The organism is Burkholderiaceae bacterium (assembly GCA_024235995.1).
Classification (GTDB): domain Bacteria; phylum Pseudomonadota; class Gammaproteobacteria; order Burkholderiales; family Burkholderiaceae_C; genus Ottowia.
Genome location: JACKLI010000001.1, coordinates 480,700 through 500,160 on the forward strand (window position 1 = coordinate 480,700; position 19,461 = coordinate 500,160).

The 19,461-nt window shown below is 67.6% G+C and carries 19 protein-coding genes; all 19 read right to left on the reverse strand.

The window, feature by feature from the left end; translation table 11 throughout:
• Positions 1–7: 7 nt before the first annotated feature.
• The 19 genes from H6927_02415 to H6927_02505 all read right to left on the reverse strand — a co-directional run bounded on the left by H6927_02415 (position 8) and on the right by H6927_02505 (position 19,434).
• Positions 8–781, reverse strand: coding sequence for an enoyl-CoA hydratase/isomerase family protein (locus H6927_02415; protein MCP5216951.1), 774 nt, complete (start codon positions 779–781; stop codon positions 8–10).
• A complete protein-coding gene (locus H6927_02420) occupies positions 778–2,046 on the reverse strand; it encodes an acetyl-CoA hydrolase/transferase family protein (GenBank protein MCP5216952.1) in 1,269 nt (422 codons plus the stop codon). The genes H6927_02415 and H6927_02420 overlap by 4 nt, the downstream gene beginning before the upstream one ends.
• Positions 2,046–2,909 (reverse strand): CoA ester lyase, encoded by an 864-nt coding sequence (locus tag H6927_02425; GenBank protein ID MCP5216953.1) that lies wholly within the window; start codon positions 2,907–2,909, stop codon positions 2,046–2,048. The genes H6927_02420 and H6927_02425 overlap by 1 nt, the downstream gene beginning before the upstream one ends.
• A 16-nt stretch (positions 2,910–2,925) precedes the next feature.
• The gene (locus H6927_02430) at positions 2,926–3,723 is read right to left on the reverse strand and encodes a crotonase/enoyl-CoA hydratase family protein (protein MCP5216954.1); all 798 of its coding nucleotides are present in this window, start codon (positions 3,721–3,723) and stop codon (positions 2,926–2,928) included.
• 9 nt (positions 3,724–3,732) lie between these two features.
• A complete protein-coding gene (locus tag H6927_02435; protein MCP5216955.1) occupies positions 3,733–4,479 on the reverse strand; it encodes a hypothetical protein in 747 nt (248 codons plus the stop codon).
• Positions 4,476–5,621, reverse strand: coding sequence for an acyl-CoA dehydrogenase family protein (locus tag H6927_02440; GenBank protein ID MCP5216956.1), 1,146 nt, complete (start codon positions 5,619–5,621; stop codon positions 4,476–4,478). Before H6927_02440 ends, H6927_02435 begins: the two co-directional genes overlap by 4 nt.
• A 34-nt stretch (positions 5,622–5,655) precedes the next feature.
• Positions 5,656–6,672, reverse strand: coding sequence for a TRAP transporter substrate-binding protein DctP (dctP, locus tag H6927_02445; GenBank protein MCP5216957.1), 1,017 nt, complete (start codon positions 6,670–6,672; stop codon positions 5,656–5,658).
• 26 nt (positions 6,673–6,698) lie between these two features.
• Positions 6,699–7,988, reverse strand: a complete 1,290-nt coding sequence (locus H6927_02450; GenBank protein ID MCP5216958.1) for a TRAP transporter large permease — start codon at positions 7,986–7,988, stop codon at positions 6,699–6,701.
• Positions 7,985–8,578: a TRAP transporter small permease subunit gene (locus tag H6927_02455; GenBank protein ID MCP5216959.1), complete on the reverse strand. Its 594-nt coding sequence runs from the start codon at positions 8,576–8,578 to the stop codon at positions 7,985–7,987. Before H6927_02455 ends, H6927_02450 begins: the two co-directional genes overlap by 4 nt.
• On the reverse strand, positions 8,575–9,030 hold the full coding sequence (locus tag H6927_02460) for a MaoC family dehydratase (protein ID MCP5216960.1): 456 nt from the start codon (positions 9,028–9,030) through the stop codon (positions 8,575–8,577). The genes H6927_02455 and H6927_02460 overlap by 4 nt, the downstream gene beginning before the upstream one ends.
• Positions 9,031–9,043: 13 nt before the next feature.
• Positions 9,044–10,183 (reverse strand): CoA transferase, encoded by a 1,140-nt coding sequence (locus H6927_02465; GenBank protein ID MCP5216961.1) that lies wholly within the window; start codon positions 10,181–10,183, stop codon positions 9,044–9,046.
• Positions 10,180–11,397 carry a CoA transferase gene (locus H6927_02470; GenBank protein ID MCP5216962.1) on the reverse strand — a complete coding sequence of 406 codons (1,218 nt, stop codon included), beginning with the start codon at positions 11,395–11,397 and terminating at the stop codon, positions 10,180–10,182. Before H6927_02470 ends, H6927_02465 begins: the two co-directional genes overlap by 4 nt.
• A 67-nt stretch (positions 11,398–11,464) precedes the next feature.
• On the reverse strand, positions 11,465–12,643 hold the full coding sequence (locus H6927_02475) for an acyl-CoA dehydrogenase family protein (protein MCP5216963.1): 1,179 nt from the start codon (positions 12,641–12,643) through the stop codon (positions 11,465–11,467).
• Between the two features lie 8 nt (positions 12,644–12,651).
• Positions 12,652–13,806, reverse strand: a complete 1,155-nt coding sequence (locus H6927_02480; protein ID MCP5216964.1) for an acyl-CoA dehydrogenase family protein — start codon at positions 13,804–13,806, stop codon at positions 12,652–12,654.
• 2 nt (positions 13,807–13,808) lie between these two features.
• Positions 13,809–14,789: a tripartite tricarboxylate transporter substrate binding protein gene (locus tag H6927_02485; GenBank protein ID MCP5216965.1), complete on the reverse strand. Its 981-nt coding sequence runs from the start codon at positions 14,787–14,789 to the stop codon at positions 13,809–13,811.
• Between the two features lie 37 nt (positions 14,790–14,826).
• Positions 14,827–15,609, reverse strand: a complete 783-nt coding sequence (locus H6927_02490) for an enoyl-CoA hydratase/isomerase family protein (GenBank protein ID MCP5216966.1) — start codon at positions 15,607–15,609, stop codon at positions 14,827–14,829.
• On the reverse strand, positions 15,606–16,400 hold the full coding sequence (locus tag H6927_02495; GenBank protein MCP5216967.1) for an SDR family oxidoreductase: 795 nt from the start codon (positions 16,398–16,400) through the stop codon (positions 15,606–15,608). Before H6927_02495 ends, H6927_02490 begins: the two co-directional genes overlap by 4 nt.
• A complete protein-coding gene (locus tag H6927_02500; protein MCP5216968.1) occupies positions 16,397–18,532 on the reverse strand; it encodes an acetate--CoA ligase family protein in 2,136 nt (711 codons plus the stop codon). The genes H6927_02495 and H6927_02500 overlap by 4 nt, the downstream gene beginning before the upstream one ends.
• Positions 18,529–19,434, reverse strand: a complete 906-nt coding sequence (locus H6927_02505; protein MCP5216969.1) for an SDR family oxidoreductase — start codon at positions 19,432–19,434, stop codon at positions 18,529–18,531. Before H6927_02505 ends, H6927_02500 begins: the two co-directional genes overlap by 4 nt.
• Between the last annotated feature and the right edge of the window lie 27 nt (positions 19,435–19,461).

Sequence of the window (19,461 nt, forward strand, 5' to 3'; positions counted from 1 at the left end):
CGCTTCTTCATCGTCCAAGCCAGCGCGGCGCGCGCTTTTCCGCGAAGGCGCGCGGGCCTTCCTGCGCGTCCTCGCTCAGATAGACGCTGTCGAACAGCGGGTACGCTGCGCGCAGTGCGGCGGAGCGCCCCATCTCGCTGGACAGATACACCAGCTCGCGTGCGGCCCGTACGGTGAGCGGTGCGTTGCCGGCAATGGTGCGCGCCATGGCCAGCGCGGCATTGCGCAGCTCGGCCAGCGGTACCATGGCGTTGACGTAGCCCAGCGCGTGCGCGCGCTGCGCCGACATGGGCGCGCCCGTCAGCAGCAGCTCCATCATCACGCGCTGCGGCAGCATGCGGGCCAGCGGCGCTGCCCAGGGCATGCCGCGGCCCACCTTGGCCTCGGTAATGCCGAAGAGCGCGTTGTCGCTGGCCACGCACAGGTCGCACATCTGCGCGAACAGGAAGCCACCGGCATAGGCCACGCCGTTGACGGCGGCGATCACCGGCTTGTCGATGCGCACGGTGTCGCCCAGCACCGGGAACATGTCGCGCGGCGGTATGCGCAGCCCGGTGGCTGCCGCCTGCTTGAGGTCCATGCCGGCGCAGAAGGCCTTGTCGCCGCTGCCGGTGAGGATGGCCACGCGCAGCGCGTCGTCGTGCGCGAAGCGCTGCCAGGCCAGGCGCAGGCCCTCGATGACGCCGGTGTTGATGGCGTTGCGGGCCTGGGGGCGGTCGATGGTGACGACGGCAATGCCGCCGTCCTCGACGTCGAAGCGGATTTCCTCGGTCAGGTTCATACGTTTTCTCCCCAGGTCTGGCGCGCCTCGCGCAGCAGGCGGTCGCGGTGCTCGGGCGGCGCGATGGCCACCAGCGCGCGGATGCGCTCGCGCAGGCTGCGTCCGCGCAGGCGGGCGATGCCGTGCTCGGTGGCCACCACGTCCACGTCGCTGCGCGCGGTGGTTACCGGCCCCGACAGGCGGCTGACGATCTTCGAGTCGCCCTGCTTGCCGCTGGCGGGCAGGGCGACGATGGACACGCCACCCTCGGACTGGGCCGCCGCGCGTACGTAGTCAACCTGTCCGCCTACGGCGCCGATATAGTCGCTGCCGATGGCCTCGGCATTCACCTGGCCGGTCAAGTCCACTTCCAGCGCCGAGTTGATCGAGACGAATTTCTCCAGTCGCGACAGTGTGCCGATGTGGTGCGTGTAGCTCGTCGGACACAGGCGAATCTGCGGGTTGCGATGCGCGAAGTGGTACAGCCGCTGGGTGCCGAACAGCACGCCGCTCACGGTCACGCCCGGGTCGATGCCCTTGTGCGCGTTGGTGACAACGCCGCGCTCCATCAGTTCCACCACCGAGTCGCCGATCATTCCCGAGTGGATGCCGAGCTCACGCCGGTCCAGCAGCATGCCCATGATGGCTTCGGGTACGGCGCCGATACCCACCTGCAGCGTGGCGCGGTCGTCAATCAGGTCGCCCAGGTGATGCGCGATGCGCCGCTCCAGTTCGCCAAATGGGGCAGAAGGCAGCTCCAACGGGGCGCGGTCGGCGGGTAGCGCGACGGTGATCTCGCTTGCGGTGAGCGGCCGGTCGCAGTGCGCCCAGGGGATTTGCCGATTCACCTCGGCAATGACCACGCGCGCCTGCTGCATGGCGGCACGGACATAGTCGTTGACCAAGCCGAAGCTGTACTCGCCACGCTCGTTGGGCTCGCTCACCTGCAGCATCACCACGTCGGCACGGATGATGCGCTCGCGCAGCAAACCCTCGACGGCCGAGATGTGGCAAGGGATGGGGTCGAGCGCGCCGCAACTGGTCAGCTTGCGCAGCGTGCCAATGCCGCCAATGCCGGAAAAGCGCAGGTGATCGGCATGCTCGGGCCGGAAGCTGCGCGAAAAGCCCGAGCCGAAAAACACGTGAGCGCCGCTGTAGGCGGCGCGCTGCGCGACGAATTTTTCGCTCAGGTCCAGGGCTTCGCCGCAGCCTTGCTGAAAGATCACTCCATCGCCCGGGCGGATGTAGCGCGCCAGGTCGAGATGGTCGAGGACTTCGGTGCGCATCAGGTGCCCTCTACCGGCAGAGCCAGTACCTGCTGCGCGCGTTTCAGCGTCGGCCCGTCGATCATGCGGCCCTCGAAGTCGATGGTGCCCAGACCACGTGCCATGGCGGACTCGTAGGTATCGACCAGGCGCTGGGCATAGTCGCGCTCCTCGGCCATGGGTGAGAAGGCGCGGTGCGCGAGCTTCACCTGGCCGGGCGTGACGCAGATCTTGCCCTCGTAGCCCAGGTCGCGGCCGCGCGCCGCGTCCTCCAGGAAGAGCGCGTCGTTGCGGATGTCGATCACCGCCTGGTCGATGGCGATCAGGCCGGCCGCCCTGGCTGCCATGACCACCATGGAGCGCGCCGTGTAGACCTCGTCGCCGCGCGGCGTGCGGCGCCCGCCGATGTCGGCGGCGAAGTCCTCGGCGCCAAAGAACACCGAACCCATCGATTCAACGCCCTGGCACAGGGCCGCGGCGTTCAAGACGCCACGCACCGATTCGATGCCGCCGACGATGCTGCGCGGTTGCGCGCGCGGTGCCTCGGCGTCACGTCTCGTGATCCAGTGCTGCGCTGGAAAGGCTTGCTCGGGTGCCTCCAGCTTGGGGATCACGACACCATCGACGTCGGCCATGAAAGCGGCCTCCAGATCGGCCAGGTAATGCATCGAATCAGGCACGTTCACGCGCACCATGAGCAGGCTTTTCAAACCGGCTGTGCGCACTTGGGCAACGGTGCTGGCAAGCATCTCCCGTGCACGGATCTTTTCGCCTGGAGGCGTTCCGTCTTCCAGGTCGATGACGCAACAGTCGGCGCCAAACCGGGGGAACTTGACGACCAGATCGGGCCGGTTGGCGGGCGCAAAGAAAAGGGATCGAATCATCACGGCGCTTGCTTCCTCAATCTTGAAATCCAGAGAAATCGGGCTTGCGTTTTTCAACAAAAGCATTGACGGCCTCGACGTGCTGTGGCGTCTTGTGGGCCAGCGCCTGCAGGCCGGCCGAGAGCTCCAGCAACGGGCCGAAGTCCAGCCGCTCACTTTCGCGCAACAATTTCTTGGCCATGCGCAGGGCGGCGCCCGGCTGCTCGGCAATTTGCCCGGCCAGCGCCCGCGCCTGCGGCAACAGCTGCTCTGGTGGCACCACGCGCGAGACCAGGCCAATACGCAGTGCCTCGTGGGCATCCAGCGTGCGGCCGGTGAAGGTCAGTTCGGCAGCCATGCTCTTGCCTACCACGCGCGGCAGCAGCCAGGCGCCGCCATCGCCCGGGATCAAGCCGACCTTGATGAAGCTCTCGGCAAACGTGGCTTGGTCGGAAGCGATGCGGATGTCGCACATGGTGGTCAAATCGCAGCCTGCGCCGATGGCGGGACCATTGACGGCGCAGATCACCGGCACCTCCAGCCCGTACACGGCCAGGGCTAGGCGCTGCACGCCGTGGCGGTACCACTCGCGCAGCTGCGCGGGCGTCAGATCGAACATGGCTTGCATGTCTTTCAGGTTGCCGCCCGCGGAAAACGCCGGCCCGGCGCCGGTAAGGATGACGACGCGCACCGATGTGTTGGTGTTGATGCGTGCGCAGGCCTCGCTGAATTCGTGCGGTGCGCTGTTGCCGGTGAGCACGTTGCGCGTGGCGGGCGAATTCATGGTCAAGGTAACGACGCCGCCTTCTTGCTGGTACAGGAGGAAGTTGCTCATGGGTCGAGATCAAGCGGGGAGAAGTGATTGCCTCATGAAGTCCAGCGCGCGCTCGCCTTCCTCCAGCAGAGCCTGGCCCAGCACGCGGCTCCAGGCCAGTTCGCTGCCGAAATCGGCGCGCCACTGGTGCAGGCGGCGGGTGTAGAGTTGCAGGTCGAATTCCGCCGTGATGCCAATGGCGCCATGGATGGCGTGCGCCATCGGTGCTACCACGGCGGCGGCCTCGCTGGCGCGCGATTTGGCCACCGCCGCCCGCAGGCGATCGGGCTGCAGGCCGTCGGCGGCGCAGCCAATCTGGGCTGCCATGCGGGCGGCGGCCACCTGCTCGGCCATGACCGCGAGCTGATGCTGGACGGCCTGGAACTTGCCGATCGGTCGACCGAACTGCTCCCGCTGGTTGGCAAAGGCCACGGTCATCTCCAGCACGCGTTCGAGCGCGCCGACGATCTGCGCGGCGGTGACGACGGCCCCCAGCTCGCGTGGCAACGCGTCGCAACCCAGCGCACGCAGCACCATGGTGGACGCCATCGGCACCGGCAGGGCATAGCGCCCGTGCAGTGCCAGCAGTTCAAACGCCTGCGCCAGGCAGAGCCCGGAACCGCCGCGCTCGGCCGGCACCAGCGCATCCAGGAAACCGGATTGCTCCAACTGCTGCCACAGCAGTGCGGACGAAGCGCCGCGCTCGATTTCGCGCACACGCCGAGGAGGGCATTGCCCGAACAGCAGACGATCCAGGGATTCGGCCAGATCATTCATCGCAACCCCAGCCCCCGCGCGATCAGACCCCGCAACACCTCGCGCGTGCCGCCGCGCAGGGAAAAGGTGGGGGCAAACTGTGTGATGTAGTCCAGAGTGCGCTGCAGCTCGGCCGGCACCGGCGCCGTGCCGGCGGCCAGTACAGCGGCAATGGCGCTCGGCACGAGCTGCTCGAACTCGGTTCCCAGATCTTTGACCAGCACTGCCTCGGTCATCGGGTTGTCCCCTGCGGCGAGTCGGGCCGTCACCGCCAGCGACATCGAACGCAGCGTGGCCAGATGCGCCATCAGGCGGCCTGCCAAAGCGGTGGCTGCATCGTCTGGCGGCCCGCTGGCGCGCAGGTGAGCCAGCCAGGCATCGAGCAGCACCATGCTCGAGTAGATCCGCTCGGGCCCGCTGCGCTCGTAGGCCAGCTCGGCTGTGACCTGCCCCCAACCGGCACCTTCCTCGCCGATAAGTGCATCGTCCGGCAGTTCCACATCGTCGAAGAACACTTCGCAGAAGTGCCGGTCGCCGGCCAGATCTTCGATCGGCCGGATCGTGATGCCGGGGGTGCTCAGATCGAACAGCAGCTGCGACAGCCCTTGCTGGCGGTCCTGCGGTTGTCCCGAGGTGCGCACCAGCGCGATCATGTGGTGCGCGTGCTGGGCGTTGGTGGTCCAAATCTTCTGACCGCTCAGCCGCCAGCCGCTGGCGCTGTGCGTGGCGCGTGTGCGGACCGCCGCCAGGTCGGAACCCGCCTGAGGTTCGCTCATGCCGATGGCGAAAAACGATTCGCCACGGCAGATGCGTGGAATGTGGAGGCGCTTCTGTGCCTCCGATCCGTAGCGCAGGATCATGGGCGCGCTTTGGCGTTCGGCGATCCAGTGCGCCGACACCGGCGCGCCGCGCGCGAGCAACTCCTCGGCCACGACAAAGCGCGCCAGCGCATCCTGTCCGGCGCCGCCGTATTCGGCGGGCAGCGCCAAGCCGATCCAGCCGCGCCGGCCAAGCTCATGGCTGAACGCAGCGTCGAAACCCAGCCAGGAACGGGCGCGCCGGTCGGCAGGCATGTCGACCAGGGCTTCGTCGAGGAATACGCGCACCGGCGCGCGCAGTGCCTCGGCCTCGGGTGCCGGTTCCTGCAGCTGCAAGGCTTGCATCACGTGCGCCGGTCCTGGAGGCGACTCGCTCGACTCATTTCAACCCCAAGCCGGCCCTGAAGGCGTTGAGCACCTCGGTACCGCCCTTGCCGCGCCGGTCGAGGTTTTGCGCCCACTCGGTGGCGACTTCGGCAGCAACACGCTGCAAGGCTTGTTCGTCGGCCTTCGACAAGGGCGTCAACTCGACGCCCGCGGCCCGGGTCTTCTCGATGTCGGCGGCCTCGTCCTGCTCGACCTGCTTGCAGACGCGCTGGACCAGCTCTTCTCCCATGGTGGTCAAATCCTTCTGTACCGCTGGCGGCAAGGACTGGAAGCGTTTCTCGCTGATGACCCAGTTGGCGACGAAGGAGCCGAAGTTGGAGCCGATGGTGCCGGTCTTGGACAGTTTGTCGAGTCCGTAAGGCGCCAGGCTGTTGAATGGGAACAGAACGCCGTCGATGGTGCCGCGCGAGAGCGACTCGTAGACCTCGGGTGTGGGCATCAACACCGGCACGGCCTTGAGTTTCTTCAGCAGCAGTTCCTTGGCCGAACCGGACGCACGGATCTTCATGCCATCCAGGTCGCTCAGGCTGGCAAAGGGCTTGCGCGTGATGACCTGGTAGGGCGGCAATACGATGGTGAACAGCAGGCGCACGCCGTTGGGGGCGAAGTCCTTCTTGTCGAGCAGCCCGCCGTGCTTGGCCAGATTCCAGTAGGCCATCGTCGCCTGACACGAGCCGGTGTAGGGAAGCGGCAGCTCGGGCACCACGGACAGGGGCATCTTGTCCGAGACAAAACCCGGGCCGACATAGGCGATATCGACCAGGCCGGACTGCGTGAGCGAGAGCAGGTCCTTGGCCTTGCCGAGCTGCTCCGCCGGGTAGTACTCGAACTCAATGCCCTTGGCCGCCGGATCGGCCTTGAGCCGTTCCATCATCGGCGTGGTGAAGTACTTGGGCAGGTAGTGGCCGACCGGAAACGAATCGGCGATCTTGATCTTGGTCTGGGCCGTGGCGGCGCCCGCGGCGCACAGAGCGGCCGCGGCCAGGGCGGTTGCAAGCAGTCGAGTCATGTCGTGTCTCCTTCAGGGTTGAAAGCTCATCCGCCCATCTTCGAGGGCAGCCACAAAATGATCTGCGGGAACACCGCCAGCGCAGCCACCAGCAGCAGGTGGCTGAAGACGTGCGGCCAGACGCCACCGAAGATCTCGGCCAGTGGCCGCTTGGCGTAGCGCGCCACCACGAACACGTTCAGGCCCACTGGCGGGGTGACCAGGCCAACCTCGGCCATGACGATGACGATCACGCCGAACCACACCGGATCGAAGCCCAGTGCCTTGATCACCGGCAGGATGATGGGAACGGTGAGGATCAGGATTGCCACCTGGTCCATCAGGCAGCCCAGGATGAGATAGCCCAGAAGGATCAGCGCCAGGACGACCCAGCGCGACACGTCCAGTCCGCTCACCCAGGCCACCAGCATCTGCGTGCTCTGCGTCAAGGTGAAGAAATAGCCGAACACCTTGGCGCAGACGACGATCATGATGATCATGCAACTGGCATGGGCTGCCTGCATCAGCGCCTTGGCCAGCGCTGGGCGTGTGAACTTGCGTTCCCACAGCACGATGAGAAAAGCGCCGAAGGCGCCGAGACCCGAAGCCTCGGTGGGGGTGGCAATGCCGGTGTAGATCACTCCGGTGACGGCCATGAACAGGAACACCATCGGTCCGACCACGCGCAGCGATGCGAGCTTCTCGCCCAGCGTGTAGGCGCGCCCGCGCGGCGCCGCCTTGGGGTCGATCCACACCAGTACCCGCACCGTGCCGATGATCACCAGTGTGACCAGGAGGCCTGGAATCACGCCGCCAATCAGCAGGGCGCTGATGCTCACGTCGGCGATGATGCCGTACAGGATGAGCGCGATCGAGGGTGGAATCAGCATCGCGAGCGTGCCGGAGATCGCCACCACGCCGCCGCTCAGGCGTGGATCGTAGCCTTGCTTGAGCATCGCCGGCAAGGTCGTGGACGACAAGGTTGCCGCCGACGCGGTGCTGGAGCCGGAGATGGCACCAAAGCCGGCGCCGGCCAAAGCGGTGGCCATGGCCAATCCTCCCGGCACCCGCCCGACCCAGGTGGCGGCCGCGGCGAACAGCTTGTCGGCCACGCCGCTCATGATCACGAATTCCGCCATCAGAATGAACAGCGGCACCGAGATCATTTCGTAGGACTCGGCGGTGGACAGCGGTGCCGTGGACAGCACACCCGACATGGCCTCCCAGCCGCCGACCCAGTACAGGCCGAGCGCACCGGTGAACACCAGCGCGAAGGCCACCGGCATGCCGATGGCCAGCAGTGCGAACAGCAGGATGGTGATCAGGGCTGCGCTCATTCGGCACCTTCCTCGGTGCCGGAGATCGGCGGCAGGGGCGTGATCTGGCGGCCGGTCAGCAGGGTTGCCACGTAGCCGATCGCATTGAGTGCCAAGCGCAGCGTCAGCATGCCGAAGCCGACCGGCAACACCATGCTGATGGTCCACGACGGCACGCCCAGGCCACTGCTGGCCTGGGCACCCGCCCGGTACTGTTCCAGCGTTACGCCGGCGGCCAGCCAGGTGGCAAGGGCGAACACCGGCACGGCCAGCATGGTGCTCGCCGCCTCGAAACCATAGCGCACCCGAGTGCCGACGTAGTTGTGCAGGATGTCGACCGCCACGTGGGAGTGCGCCTTGAGCGTGTGCGAGACAGTGTAGAAGAACACTCCCGGCATGAGGTAGTGGTTGATCACCTCGTAGGACCAGGCAATGGGCGCGTTGAAAAGGTAGCGACGCCCGACGTCGGCCACCACCAGGCACATCAGAGCGAACAGCAGGATGCAGCCGATGCCGATCAGCACCCCATCGATGGCATTGACCCAGCGGCGCAGCGCCTGGTACCAGGGTGGCACCTCGGTAGCCGGGGCCCGTGCAAGGGATTCGGTCATGCGGCGGGCTTCCGTCTCATCAGCGCCGTGCGGCGGCATACGGCCACCACCTCGTCGCGCTGGTTCAGCCCCGTGTGTTCGAACTCGACGAGGCCCGACTCTGGGTGCGATGCGCTGGCGCGAACGGAAACGACCTGGGTGCGCGCGCGCAGCGTGTCGCCGTGAAACACCGGCCGAGGAAAACGCACGTCGCTCATGCCCAGGTTGGCCACGGTGGTGCCGAGTGTGGTGTCGTTCACCGTCATGCCCACCAGGATGCCCAGCGTGTACAGGCTGTTGAACAGGCGTTGGCCCCACTCGGTTTGCGCCGCAAAATGCGCGTCCAAGTGCAGCGGCTGCGGATTCATGGTGAGCAACGAGAACAGCGTGTTGTCCATCTCGGTCACGGTGCGTGACCAGGGATGCACGAATTTCTGCCCGGCGTGAAATTCCTCGAAATACAGTCCTGCCATTGACTTGCCTTTCTCAATCCATGAGAGCCAGCGCCTCTGCCGGCACGCCCCAGGCCAGTGCCCATTCGCGGGCATCGCCCGTCTGGCCCGGCGCAGCGGGCATGCCGCTGGGCGTGGCGCTGAACCGCGGCGCGGGGGCAGGCTGGGTAATGCCATCCACCCGAATGAAACCGCCGCGCGCTTGGTGATGCGGGTGTGCTGGGGTGGCCTGCGGCGCCAGCACAGGGGCGAAGCAGGCGTCCGTGCCCTCCAGGGCAGTGCACCAGTGGGCGCGGGACCGGGTGGCAAAAATGGCGGTCAGGCGTGCACGCAACTCGGGCCAGCGAGCGCGATCGTCGAAATCCGGCAGGCCGTCCACATCGGCGCCGGCGGCGCGCAGGCGTTCGATCAGCACAGCGCGAAATTTCTTCTCGATGGCCGCGATGGACACGTATTCGCCGTCAGCGCAACGGTACACGTCATAAAAGGGCGCGCCCGAATCCAGCAGGTTGGTGCCGCGCGCGCCGCCGTGCAAACCCGCCGCATGCAGACCGAAGAATGGCGTCATCAGCGCGCCCACGCCATCGATCATCGCGGCATCGACCACCTGGCCCGTTTCACTTGCGCGCGCCTGCAGAATGGCCGCCAGCAGGCCCATGGCCAGGAACAGCGAGCCACCGGCGTAATCGCCCAGCAGGTTCAGTGGCGGCGTCGGTGGCTGGCCTTGCCGGCCGATGGCATCCAGCGCCCCGGTGAGGGCGATGTAGTTCAGGTCGTGCCCCGCCGCGTGGGCCAGCGGCCCCTGCTGGCCAAACCCCGTCACGCGCCCATAGGCCAGCCGGGGGTTGTCGCCCAGGCATACCTCGGGTCCCAGGCCCATGCGCTCCATGGTGCCGGGACGAAAGCCCTCAATCAGCGCGTCGGCGCAACGCACCAGTGCGCGCGCGAAGGTCACGCCCTCCTCGGTCTTCAGGTCGAGCTTGAACGTACGCTTGCCGCGCAGCAGCAGGTCGAACCGAGGCGGCCGCTCGATACCCAGGCCGCTGGGCTCCGGGCGGTCGAGCCGGATCACCTGCGCACCCAGGTCAGCCAGCAGCATGCCGCACAGCGGCCCGGGACCGATGCCGGCAAATTCGACCACGCGCAGGCCGGCCAAGGGGCCCGTGGGCTTCATGCCGCGTCCTCCACGCCGGACTGGCCCACTGCGGCGCCCGTGGCCAGCAACTGCGCCACCTCAGCGGCGCTGAAACCAGCCTCGCGCAGCACCTCCAGGGTGTGCTCGCCCAGCCGCGGGGCGGGACGGGGCGCCGGCGTTTGTAGGGTGTACCAACGCGGCGCCATGCGCATGCTGCGCAGCGCCCCTTCGCTGGGGTGCTGCACGGCTTCAAAGTAACCGGTGGCCTGCAGGTGCGGGTCGTGCAGCACGCTGTGCAGGTCGTGCATGGGCATGAAGGGCACGTCAGCCGCCTCCAGCAGGGCAAACCACTCGGCCGTGGGGCGCTCTTCGAACACCTGCGCCAGCCAGGCATAGACGTGGTCAATATGCTGGGCGCGGCTGGCAAAGCTGGCAAAGCGCGCATCGCGCTGCGGCAAGTCGCACTGACCGATGCCGGCCAGAAAGCCGGCCCACTGCTTGTCGTTGTAGACCAGGGCGCAGATGTAGCCATCCTGCGTGCGGTAGGGGCGCCGCTCGGGCGAGAGCTGCCGCGCGTAGCCGCCCTCATCCAGCGGCGGATCAAAAGTGAGGCCACCCAGGTGGTCCCCCAGCACAAAGCCCACCATGGTCTCAAACATCGGAATGTCCACACGGTCACCCTGGCCCGTGCGCCCCCGCGCCAGCAGACTGGCCAGGATGGCGCCCACCGCCGTCTGGCCGACGATGCGGTCGGCCATGGCCGTGGGCACGTAACGCGGGATGTCGCCACTGGCGCGCGCCATGAGGTGTGGCAGGGTGGCGGCGCCCTGGATCAGGTCGTCATAGGCCGGGCGCGCGGCGTAGGGCCCATCCTGCCCAAAACCGAACAGGCCCGCGTACACCAGGCACGGGTTAATCGCACGCACGCTGTCGTAATCCAGCCCCAAGCGCGCCATCGCCTGGGGACGCACGTTGTACATCAGCACGTCGGCATCCACCAGCAGGCGTTTCAGGGCCGCTACGCCCTCGGGGTGCTTGAGGTCGAGCACCACACTGCGCTTGTTGCGGTTGGTATTGAGAAAGATCGGCCCCATGCCGGCGTGGCGCGCCGGCCCGATCTGGCGCACCACGTCGCCGACCGGGGCCTCGATCTTGATCACATCGGCACCCATATCGGCCAAGGTTTGCGAGGCAAACGGGCCCATGAGCACCGAGGTCATGTCGATGATGCGCGTGCCGTGCAAGGGACTCATGACGTTCACCGAACCATCCTCCGCGCCATGCGCTGCGGGATTCGCGCTTGGGAGCTGCCCGGCGCGCTCATGCAGCCAGCTCCTGCACGCCGTACAGGCCTGCACCGCCCTGCACGCTGGCAGCCAACACGCCCAGATGATGAAAGCGGTCGCCCAGGCGCCGGTCTATGGCCAACAGGCGCCGCACCTGGTGCGACAGCGCCAGTTCGTCCGTCATGCCGATGCCGCCGTGGATCTGCACCGCCTGCTCACCCACAAAGCGACAGGCCGCGCTGATCTGCGCCTTGCAGGCGGCCAGGCGCAGGTGCCGCTGGGGGCCGGCCTGGGCCAGCGTAGCAGCGGCCAGATCGGCCATAGAATGCGCCAGCTGCACCTGGGTGAACATGTCCACCAGCCGGTGCGCGATGACCTGAAAACTCGACAAGGCAACGCCGAATTGCCGACGTGTCCTGGCGTATTCGCAGCTGGCGTCCAAGACGGCCTGCAGCGTGCCCACGGCCTCGGCGCAGGCGGCGGCCAGCAGCAGTTCGTGCGCAGCCTCCAGGGCGGCCCAGGCCCGGCCCAACTCGCCCAGCAAGGCGTCCGCGGGAACCTGGACGCCCTCCAGAATCAAGTCGGCCACGGGTTCGCCGGCGATGCCGGTGGCAGGCTGCTCCCAGCGCAGACCCGGCGTGCCGCGCTCCAGCACGAACAGGCTGATGCCTACGGCATCGCCCACGGCGCCGGCGCTGCGCGCCGAAACCAACCAGCCATCGGCGTTCGGCCCCCAGGGCAGGGCCGACTTACGCCCTTCCAGGCGAAAGCCATCGCCCACCGACTGCGCGTGCGTTTGCACGCAGGCCAACGCGTAGCCAGCGCCAGGCTCGGCGTGCGCCGGCAGCAGCAGGGCCGTCCCGGTGCACACGCGAGGCAACCAGCGCGCCTGCTGCGCGGTGCTGCCCAGATCCTGCAGCAACTGGGCCGCGGCCAGACTGGCGGCGTAGGGCTCGGGCACGAAGTGCGCGCCCATGGCCTGCATGATGGTCAGCGCGTCGCCCGCCGGCAGGCCTAGGCCACCGTAGGCCTCGGGCATCATGACGCCCAGCCAGCCCAGGTGACCGAACTGGTGCCACAGCGCGCGGTCAAGGCGCCAATCGCCGGTCTGCTGTCGCTGTCGCTGGCGCGCGAAGTCGGCCAGTCCGGCCAGAAAGCGCGTGGCGCTGTCGTGCAGCGCCTGGTGCTCGGAGGAAGTAGGGTGCGTGGACATGGCGAGGTTCACAGCCCGAGGGCAAACTTGGCGATGATGTTGCGCTGCACTTCGTTGGAACCGCCGTAGATCGACAGCTTGCGCCAGTTGAGGTACTGGCGCACCAAGGCTGCGGGCAGGGCGCCATCGATCGCGCCGGGGCCTGGCCCCAGCACCTCGACCAGCAGCAGGGAAAGCTGCTGCGCGATCTCGGTGCCGCGAATCTTCAGGATGGATGGCTCCACACCCATGCTGGTGCCAGCCTGCGCGGCGGCCATCAGGCGCAGCGTCGTCTGCTCCAGCGCCAGCAGATCCACCTCGACGGCAGCGATGCGTTCGGCAAAGCGCACGTCGTTCAGCAGGCGGCGGCCCAGCGCGTCGGGCTCCGAGGCCAGACGCTTGAGCAGCGCCAACTCGCGCAGCGAGCGGCCGATCTTGCCGGCGTTGAAGCGTTCGTGGCCCAGCAGCGCCTTGGCGCAGGTCCAGCCCTGGTTGAGCCGTCCCACCACGTTAGCCAGCGGCACCCGCACCTGCTCGAAGAACACCTCGTTGACCTCATGCACGCCGTCCAGCAGGATGAGCGGGCGCACCGTGATGCCGGGCGTGTCCATGTTCAGCAGCACGAAGGAGATGCCCTCCTGTGGCTTGGCCTGCGTGTCAGTGCGCACCAGGCAGAACATGCGGTTGGCCCAGTGCGCGTAGGTGGTCCAGGTCTTCTGGCCGTCGATCACCAGGTACTCGCCCTCGATGCGCGCGCGCGTTCGCAGCGCGGCCAGGTCGGAGCCGGAACCTGGCTCGGAATAGCCCTGGCACCACCAGTCGGCGCTGCTGAGAATGCGCGGCAGGCATTCATCCTGCTGCGCTTTGGTTCCATGCTGCATCAGCACCGGCGCCAGCATCTTGGGGCCAAAGGCAAACACCTCGGGCGCGCCAGCCATCCAGCATTCCTCTTCAAACACGTAGATCTGGCGCGGTGTCCAGCCGGTACCACCACGCTCGACAGGCCACGCTGGTGCCAGCCAGCCGCGGGCGTTCAGGATGTTTTGCCAAGCCACGTAGTCGGCTTTGCCCAGGGACTCGTGGGCTAACACCTTGGCGCGCAGCTGCGCAGGCAGTGCCTCGCGCAGAAACCCTCGCACCTCGGTGCGCAAGGCACGCTCGGAATCCAACTCGTGGCGGTGCATGACTATTGGTCGATGGAGATGTTGTGCTCGCGAATCAGCGAACCCCAGCGCTCGCGGTCGGCCTTGAGGTATTCATCCACCTGGGTGGGCGTCATTGGCGGCAGCATCAGCATGCCAGCTTTGGTGAAGGTGGCGCGGAAGTTTTCGTCCTTCGCAAAGCGCGCGATCGCCTCCTGCAGTTTGACCACGACATCCCCTGGCGTGGCCGCGGGCACGGCCCAGCCCAACCAACTGGCGGCGTGAAATTTGTTGTAGCCTGCTTCCTGCAGCGTCGGGACATCGGGCAACCAGGGAATACGCTTGTCACCAGGAACAGCCAACGCTCTGAGTTTTCCGCTCTGGATGAATGGCAGGGCGCCCGGGAGTACGTCAACATAGAATTGAACATCGTTGGCCATCAGGGCCGTGAGCGATGGAGCACTGCCTTTGTAAGGTACTTCGGTCATTCGGATGCCCAACTCGCTCTCAAGTTTGCGAACAGTCAGATAAAGCACGTTGCCTTGCCCCAGCGAGGCGTAGTTGAGCTTGCCGTCGTTGGCCTTGGCGTACGCTGCAAATGCGCGCAGATCGGTCACCGGCGTCTGCAGGTTGGTGACCGCCACGGTGGGAATTTCGCCAACGATAGCGATGACACGGAGCGCCTTGATCGGGTCATAGGTCAAGTTCTTCATCACCAGCGGCGTCACCGTCATGTTGCCGTTGGAGGCCATCAGCAGCGTGTAGCCGTCGGCCGGTGCGTTGGCCACCATGCCGGTGCCAATCATGGCGCTGGCACCGGCCTTGTTTTCGACGACGATGGGTTGCTTGAGCTCGCGCGACACGCCCTCGGCCAGGGCACGACCCAGGCTGTCGGTGATGCCACCGGGCGCGTAGGGCACGATGAGCCTGATCGGTTTGTCGGGGTAAGCCAGCGCAGCGCCGGCCAGAAGCAACGCGCCGGAGCAGGCGACGGCGGCACGGATGATCTTCTTCACGATGGGCATGTTGTCTCCTTTGAAATGGGAACTCATCAACGAGGATCTATCGACTGGAAAAACGCGGCTTGCGCTTGCCAAGAAAGGCGTTCACGCCCTCGGCAAAGTCCTCGGTGCCGAACACCACGACCTGCCCCAGGCTTTCCTTGAGCAGGAACTCGCCAAAGCTGTCCTTGTACGAACCGGCCATCAGGGCGCGCGCCAGACCGAAGGACACGCCCGGGCCGGCGGCAATGCGCTGCGCCAGCGCCAGGGCCTGGGCCGCGAAATCGGCCTGCGGAAGCACCCGGCTGACCAAGCCCAGGGCCAGGGCCTCGGGCGCATCGACGCGGCGGTTGGTGAGCAGCAGATCGCTGGCCACCACGCGGCCCACGGTGCGCGGCAGGTGATACAACAGGCCCATGTCGGGCAGCACGCCAACGTTGGCAAAGCCAGCCATGAAGTACGCATCCTCGGCGGCCAGCACCACGTCGCCCATCAACGCCAGCGACAGGCCCGCGCCTACGGCCGCGCCGTTGACCGCGGTGACGACGGGCTTTTCGCACTCGGCCAGCAAGCGGATGCTGGCGTGCGTGAGCGCCATGCGCCGGCGCACGCCCACGGTGCTGCGGTCGCTTTGCATGGTGCGCAAGTCGCCGCCGGCGCAAAACACCTGCTCGCACCCGGTCAGCAGCAGGCAGCGCAGGCTGTCGTCGTCCACGAATCGGCGCGCCTGGGCGTGCAGGGCCTGCTTCATCTCAGCGCTGAGCGCGTTGCGCATCTCGGGGCAGCACATTTGCAGCACCAGTACGCCGCTCTCCACGCTCGCTTGCAGGATCTCCGGGGTCATGGCGTGTCCTCCTCCAGCGCGTGGTTGCGTGCACCCAGCAGCGAGATGCCGCCGTCCACCGGCAACAGCGCGCCGGTGATGTAGCTGGCCTCGTCCGAGCCCAGAAACAAGGCCATGACGGCAATGTCCTGCATCCGCCCCAGGCGCCCCAGCGGCACGCGCTGGGCCATGCGCGCGCGTGCTGCGTCCGAGGCCAGCTTGGCCAGCCCGGTGGTGCCCTCGATCGGTCCCGGCACGATGGAATTGACGCGAATGCCCTGCGCGCCCCACTCCATGGCCAGCACGCGCATCACCTGGTCCATGCCAGCCTTGGCGGCGCAGGCGTGCACCTGCATGGGCGCCGGGTTGTAGGACTGCGGCGCCGAGATGTTGATGATGGACGCACCCGGCTGGCGCAAAAAGGGATGCGCTGCGCGCAACACGTGGAAGGTGCCCACCAAGTCGATGTCCACCACCGCCTTGAAGCCGTTGGGCGACAGATCCAGTGCGCGCGCCAGAAAGTTGCCCGCCGCGCCGGACACCAGCACGTCGATGACGCCCCACTGCGCATGCACCTCGGTGAGCACCTGCTTCACTCGTGCCGCGTCGCGCACGTCGCCCACCAGGCCGAGCACGGCTCCCCCGTGGCGCGCCAATTGCGCCCGCGCCGTGGCCACGCGCTCGGCGTTGCGGCTCATCACGGCTACGCGCGCGCCGGCGGCGGCGTAGGCATCCGCGATGCCCAGGTTGATGCCACTGGTGCCGCCCGAGACAAACACCGTGCGGCCGTGGAAGTCGTGGCGCGCCGTCATGCCTCGCTCTCCTCGCTTTCGGCGGCGCGGGTCTGCACCAGGGCGTCCAGTGCAAACGCGCCCTGGCCCTCGGGCAGGGCCAGCACCGGGTTGAGGTCAATGCTTTGCAGGCTGGCCTGCGCCTGATGCGCAAACACCGACAGGCATGAAAGCATGCGCGCCAGCGCCGCGATGTCGGCGGGCGGCCGATTGCGCAGGCCAGTGAGCACCGCGGCGCCGCGGATCGAGCGGATCAGGCACTCGGCCTCGGCTTCGTCAAACGGGCAGCGGCGCATGACCACGTCGCGCATGGCCTCGACAAAAATGCCGCCCAGGCCAAACAGCGCCACGGGGCCAAACACCGGGTCGCGCTGCACGCCCAGGATGCATTCGACGCCACCCTGAAGCTGGCGCGCCACCAGCACACCATCGATGCGCGCGGCCGGGGCGTGGTGGGCCGCGCGCGCCAGCAGCTCGCGGAAGCCGGCGCGCACGGCACCCTCATCCTGCACGCCCAGCAGCACGCCGCCGATCTCGGTCTTGTGCGCAATGTCGGGCGAGACGATCTTGAGCACCACCGGCCAGCCCAGCGCCCGCGCCGCCTGCACGGCAGCATCCGCATCCGGACACAGGTGCTCAGGCGCGATGGCGATACCGTGCTGCACCAGCACGGCCTTGGCCTGGGCCTCGGACAGGGGCCCTGGCGGCAGCATGATGACCGCGCCCGGTGGGTTGAAAGGCGCACGCGCCTGCGCAAAGCCGGCGCCCAGCCGACCCATGGCAGCCAGGGCGCGGGTGGCACGGGCGGCGTCTTCCAGCACCACCAGGCCAGCATCGTCGTAGGCGCGCTGGCGCTCGGCGGACATGGTGGCCGAGAGCGCAAAGAGACGATCGGGATACTGGCGCCTGACCGCAGCGAGGTCGGCCAGCAGGCGCTCGGCCGCGCCGGGCGCATCGGCCAGCTGGGCATAAAAGCTCAGCACCGAGGTGTAGCCGCCTTCTGCCACCATGATCTCGGTGAAGCGGCGCACCAGGGTGTCGTCGTTGACGGCCTGGGCTGTGCAATCCACCGGGTTGACGGGCGACGCATAGGGCAGCAATGCGCGCAGGCGCTGCTGGGCAGCCTCGGGCATGGGCGGCATGGCCAGGTCCTCGTCCTCGGCGATGTCGCTGATCAGCACGCCCACGCCGCCACTGACGGTGACTACGCCCAGTGTGTTGGTGGCCGGATAGATCTTGCGCGTGGCGACGTAGGCGAAGTCCAGCAGTTCCTCAGCCGAGCGCGCGCGCAGCACGCCGAACTCGCGCAGCACGGCGTCGGTCACGGCATCGTCGCCCGCCAGCGAGGCAGTATGCGACTGCGCCGCATGGTGGCCCACGGCGCTGCGCCCCACCTTGAGCAGGATGACGGGCTTGCGCGCCCGCTGCGCGGCGGCCAAGGCATCGACGAACACCTCGGCGCGCGTCACACCCTCGACGTAGGCGGCAATCACGTCCACCTCGGGGTCGTCGGCATACCAGTGGATGATCTCTCCCACCGTCACGTCGGCCTGGTTGCCGGTGGTGACGCACTGCGGCGTGCCAATGCCGCGCGCGCGCGCCAGCGTGATCAGGTGAGAGCCGAAGGCGCCCGACTGACTGACCACGCCGATGCGCCCGGGCAGGGGCCAGCCGCCCTCGAACGCGGAGGTGAAAGTGGGATACCAGCCGATGGCGGCGTTGAACAGACCCAGGCAATTGGGCCCCAGCAGGCGCATGCCATGGCACCGCGCCGCAGCCGCCACCTGCACCTGCAGCGCGGCGCCCGCGCCCGCCACCTCGGCGAAACCGGAACTGAACACCACCGCCGCGCGTACGCCGCGCGCGCCCAACGCCTGCACCGTCTCCAGCACCTGCGGCGCGGGCACGGCAACGATGGCGGCCTGCGGCGTGTGCGGCAGTGCCTCGACGGAAGCAAACGCCGGCAGACCCTGCACCTCGGCGCGCGTGGGGTTGACGGGGTAGATCGCGCCCCGAAAGCCACCACGGCGCATCCAGTCGATGGGTCGCCCGCCGATGCGGCGCGGGTCGCTGGAGGCGCCGACCACGGCCACGCTGCCGGGCGCCATCAGGCAGCTCAAGTCGACCGCTGGCATGGCGTGGACGTTGTTCATATCGGGTCCCAGCTGAACACGTCGCTGGAGCGCTCCAGGCCGACAAAACTGCCGCGCAACGCGGGCATGGCGTGCTCGGCCACGGACTGCGGCGTCCAGCCCTCGCCGCTGTGCACCGAGCGCAGCGGGCGCGGCTGGCTCATGAGGAAAATCTCGTTGTTGCGCACAGCAAACACCTGCGCGTTGACGTGCTGTGCGGCGTCGCTGGCCAGGTACACGGCCACCGGCGCGATCTTCTCGGGCGTCATCTGCTTGTTGCGCTCGACGCGCGCAGCCTTCTCGGGCGTATCGGTGGGAACCGAGCTGGTCATGCGGCTCCAGGCAAAGGGCGAGATGCAGTTGGAGCGCACGTTGAAGCGCGCCATGTCCAGCGCGATGGACTTGGACAGCGCCACGATGCCCAGCTTGGCCGCCGAGTAGTTGGCCTGCCCCAGGTTGCCGATGAGGCCGGAAGTGGAAGTCATGTGCACCAGGGCGCCGGACTGCTGCTCCTTGAAGAAGCCCGCCGCCGCGCGGCTCATGTAGAAACTGCCGTGCAGGTGCACCTGGATCACGGCCTCCCAGTCGGCCACGCTGAGCTTGTGAAAGATGGCGTCGCGCAGGATGCCGGCATTGTTGACCACGGCGTCGATGCGCCCGAAGGCATCGACCGCGGACTGCACGATACGCTCGGCACCGGCGGCCTCGGCCACGCTGTCGGTGCTGAGCATGGCCCGCCCGCCCGCGGCGCAAATGGCATCCACCACCTGCTGGCCCGGCGTGGCGTCACGGCCCTCGCCCGAGAGACCGGTGCCGATGTCGTTGACCACCACCGCCGCCTGCTCGCGCGCCATGGCCAGCGCGATGGCGCGGCCAATGCCGTTGCCCGCGCCCGTCACCACCACCACCTTGCCTTGCAGCATACCTTGTGTTGTCACGTCCATATTCCT

Coding starts and splice junctions, on each gene's coding strand:
- H6927_02415 (MCP5216951.1), bottom strand. CDS start 781: ATGAACCTGACCGAGGAAATCCGCTTCGACGTCGAGGACGGCGGCATT.
- H6927_02420 (MCP5216952.1), bottom strand. CDS start 2,046: ATGCGCACCGAAGTCCTCGACCATCTCGACCTGGCGCGCTACATCCGC.
- H6927_02425 (MCP5216953.1), bottom strand. CDS start 2,909: ATGATTCGATCCCTTTTCTTTGCGCCCGCCAACCGGCCCGATCTGGTC.
- H6927_02430 (MCP5216954.1), bottom strand. CDS start 3,723: ATGAGCAACTTCCTCCTGTACCAGCAAGAAGGCGGCGTCGTTACCTTG.
- H6927_02435 (MCP5216955.1), bottom strand. CDS start 4,479: ATGAATGATCTGGCCGAATCCCTGGATCGTCTGCTGTTCGGGCAATGC.
- H6927_02440 (MCP5216956.1), bottom strand. CDS start 5,621: ATGCAAGCCTTGCAGCTGCAGGAACCGGCACCCGAGGCCGAGGCACTG.
- dctP (MCP5216957.1), bottom strand. CDS start 6,672: ATGACTCGACTGCTTGCAACCGCCCTGGCCGCGGCCGCTCTGTGCGCC.
- H6927_02450 (MCP5216958.1), bottom strand. CDS start 7,988: ATGAGCGCAGCCCTGATCACCATCCTGCTGTTCGCACTGCTGGCCATC.
- H6927_02455 (MCP5216959.1), bottom strand. CDS start 8,578: ATGACCGAATCCCTTGCACGGGCCCCGGCTACCGAGGTGCCACCCTGG.
- H6927_02460 (MCP5216960.1), bottom strand. CDS start 9,030: ATGGCAGGACTGTATTTCGAGGAATTTCACGCCGGGCAGAAATTCGTG.
- H6927_02465 (MCP5216961.1), bottom strand. CDS start 10,183: ATGAAGCCCACGGGCCCCTTGGCCGGCCTGCGCGTGGTCGAATTTGCC.
- H6927_02470 (MCP5216962.1), bottom strand. CDS start 11,397: ATGAGTCCCTTGCACGGCACGCGCATCATCGACATGACCTCGGTGCTC.
- H6927_02475 (MCP5216963.1), bottom strand. CDS start 12,643: ATGTCCACGCACCCTACTTCCTCCGAGCACCAGGCGCTGCACGACAGC.
- H6927_02480 (MCP5216964.1), bottom strand. CDS start 13,806: ATGCACCGCCACGAGTTGGATTCCGAGCGTGCCTTGCGCACCGAGGTG.
- H6927_02485 (MCP5216965.1), bottom strand. CDS start 14,789: ATGCCCATCGTGAAGAAGATCATCCGTGCCGCCGTCGCCTGCTCCGGC.
- H6927_02490 (MCP5216966.1), bottom strand. CDS start 15,609: ATGACCCCGGAGATCCTGCAAGCGAGCGTGGAGAGCGGCGTACTGGTG.
- H6927_02495 (MCP5216967.1), bottom strand. CDS start 16,400: ATGACGGCGCGCCACGACTTCCACGGCCGCACGGTGTTTGTCTCGGGC.
- H6927_02500 (MCP5216968.1), bottom strand. CDS start 18,532: ATGAACAACGTCCACGCCATGCCAGCGGTCGACTTGAGCTGCCTGATG.
- H6927_02505 (MCP5216969.1), bottom strand. CDS start 19,434: ATGCTGCAAGGCAAGGTGGTGGTGGTGACGGGCGCGGGCAACGGCATT.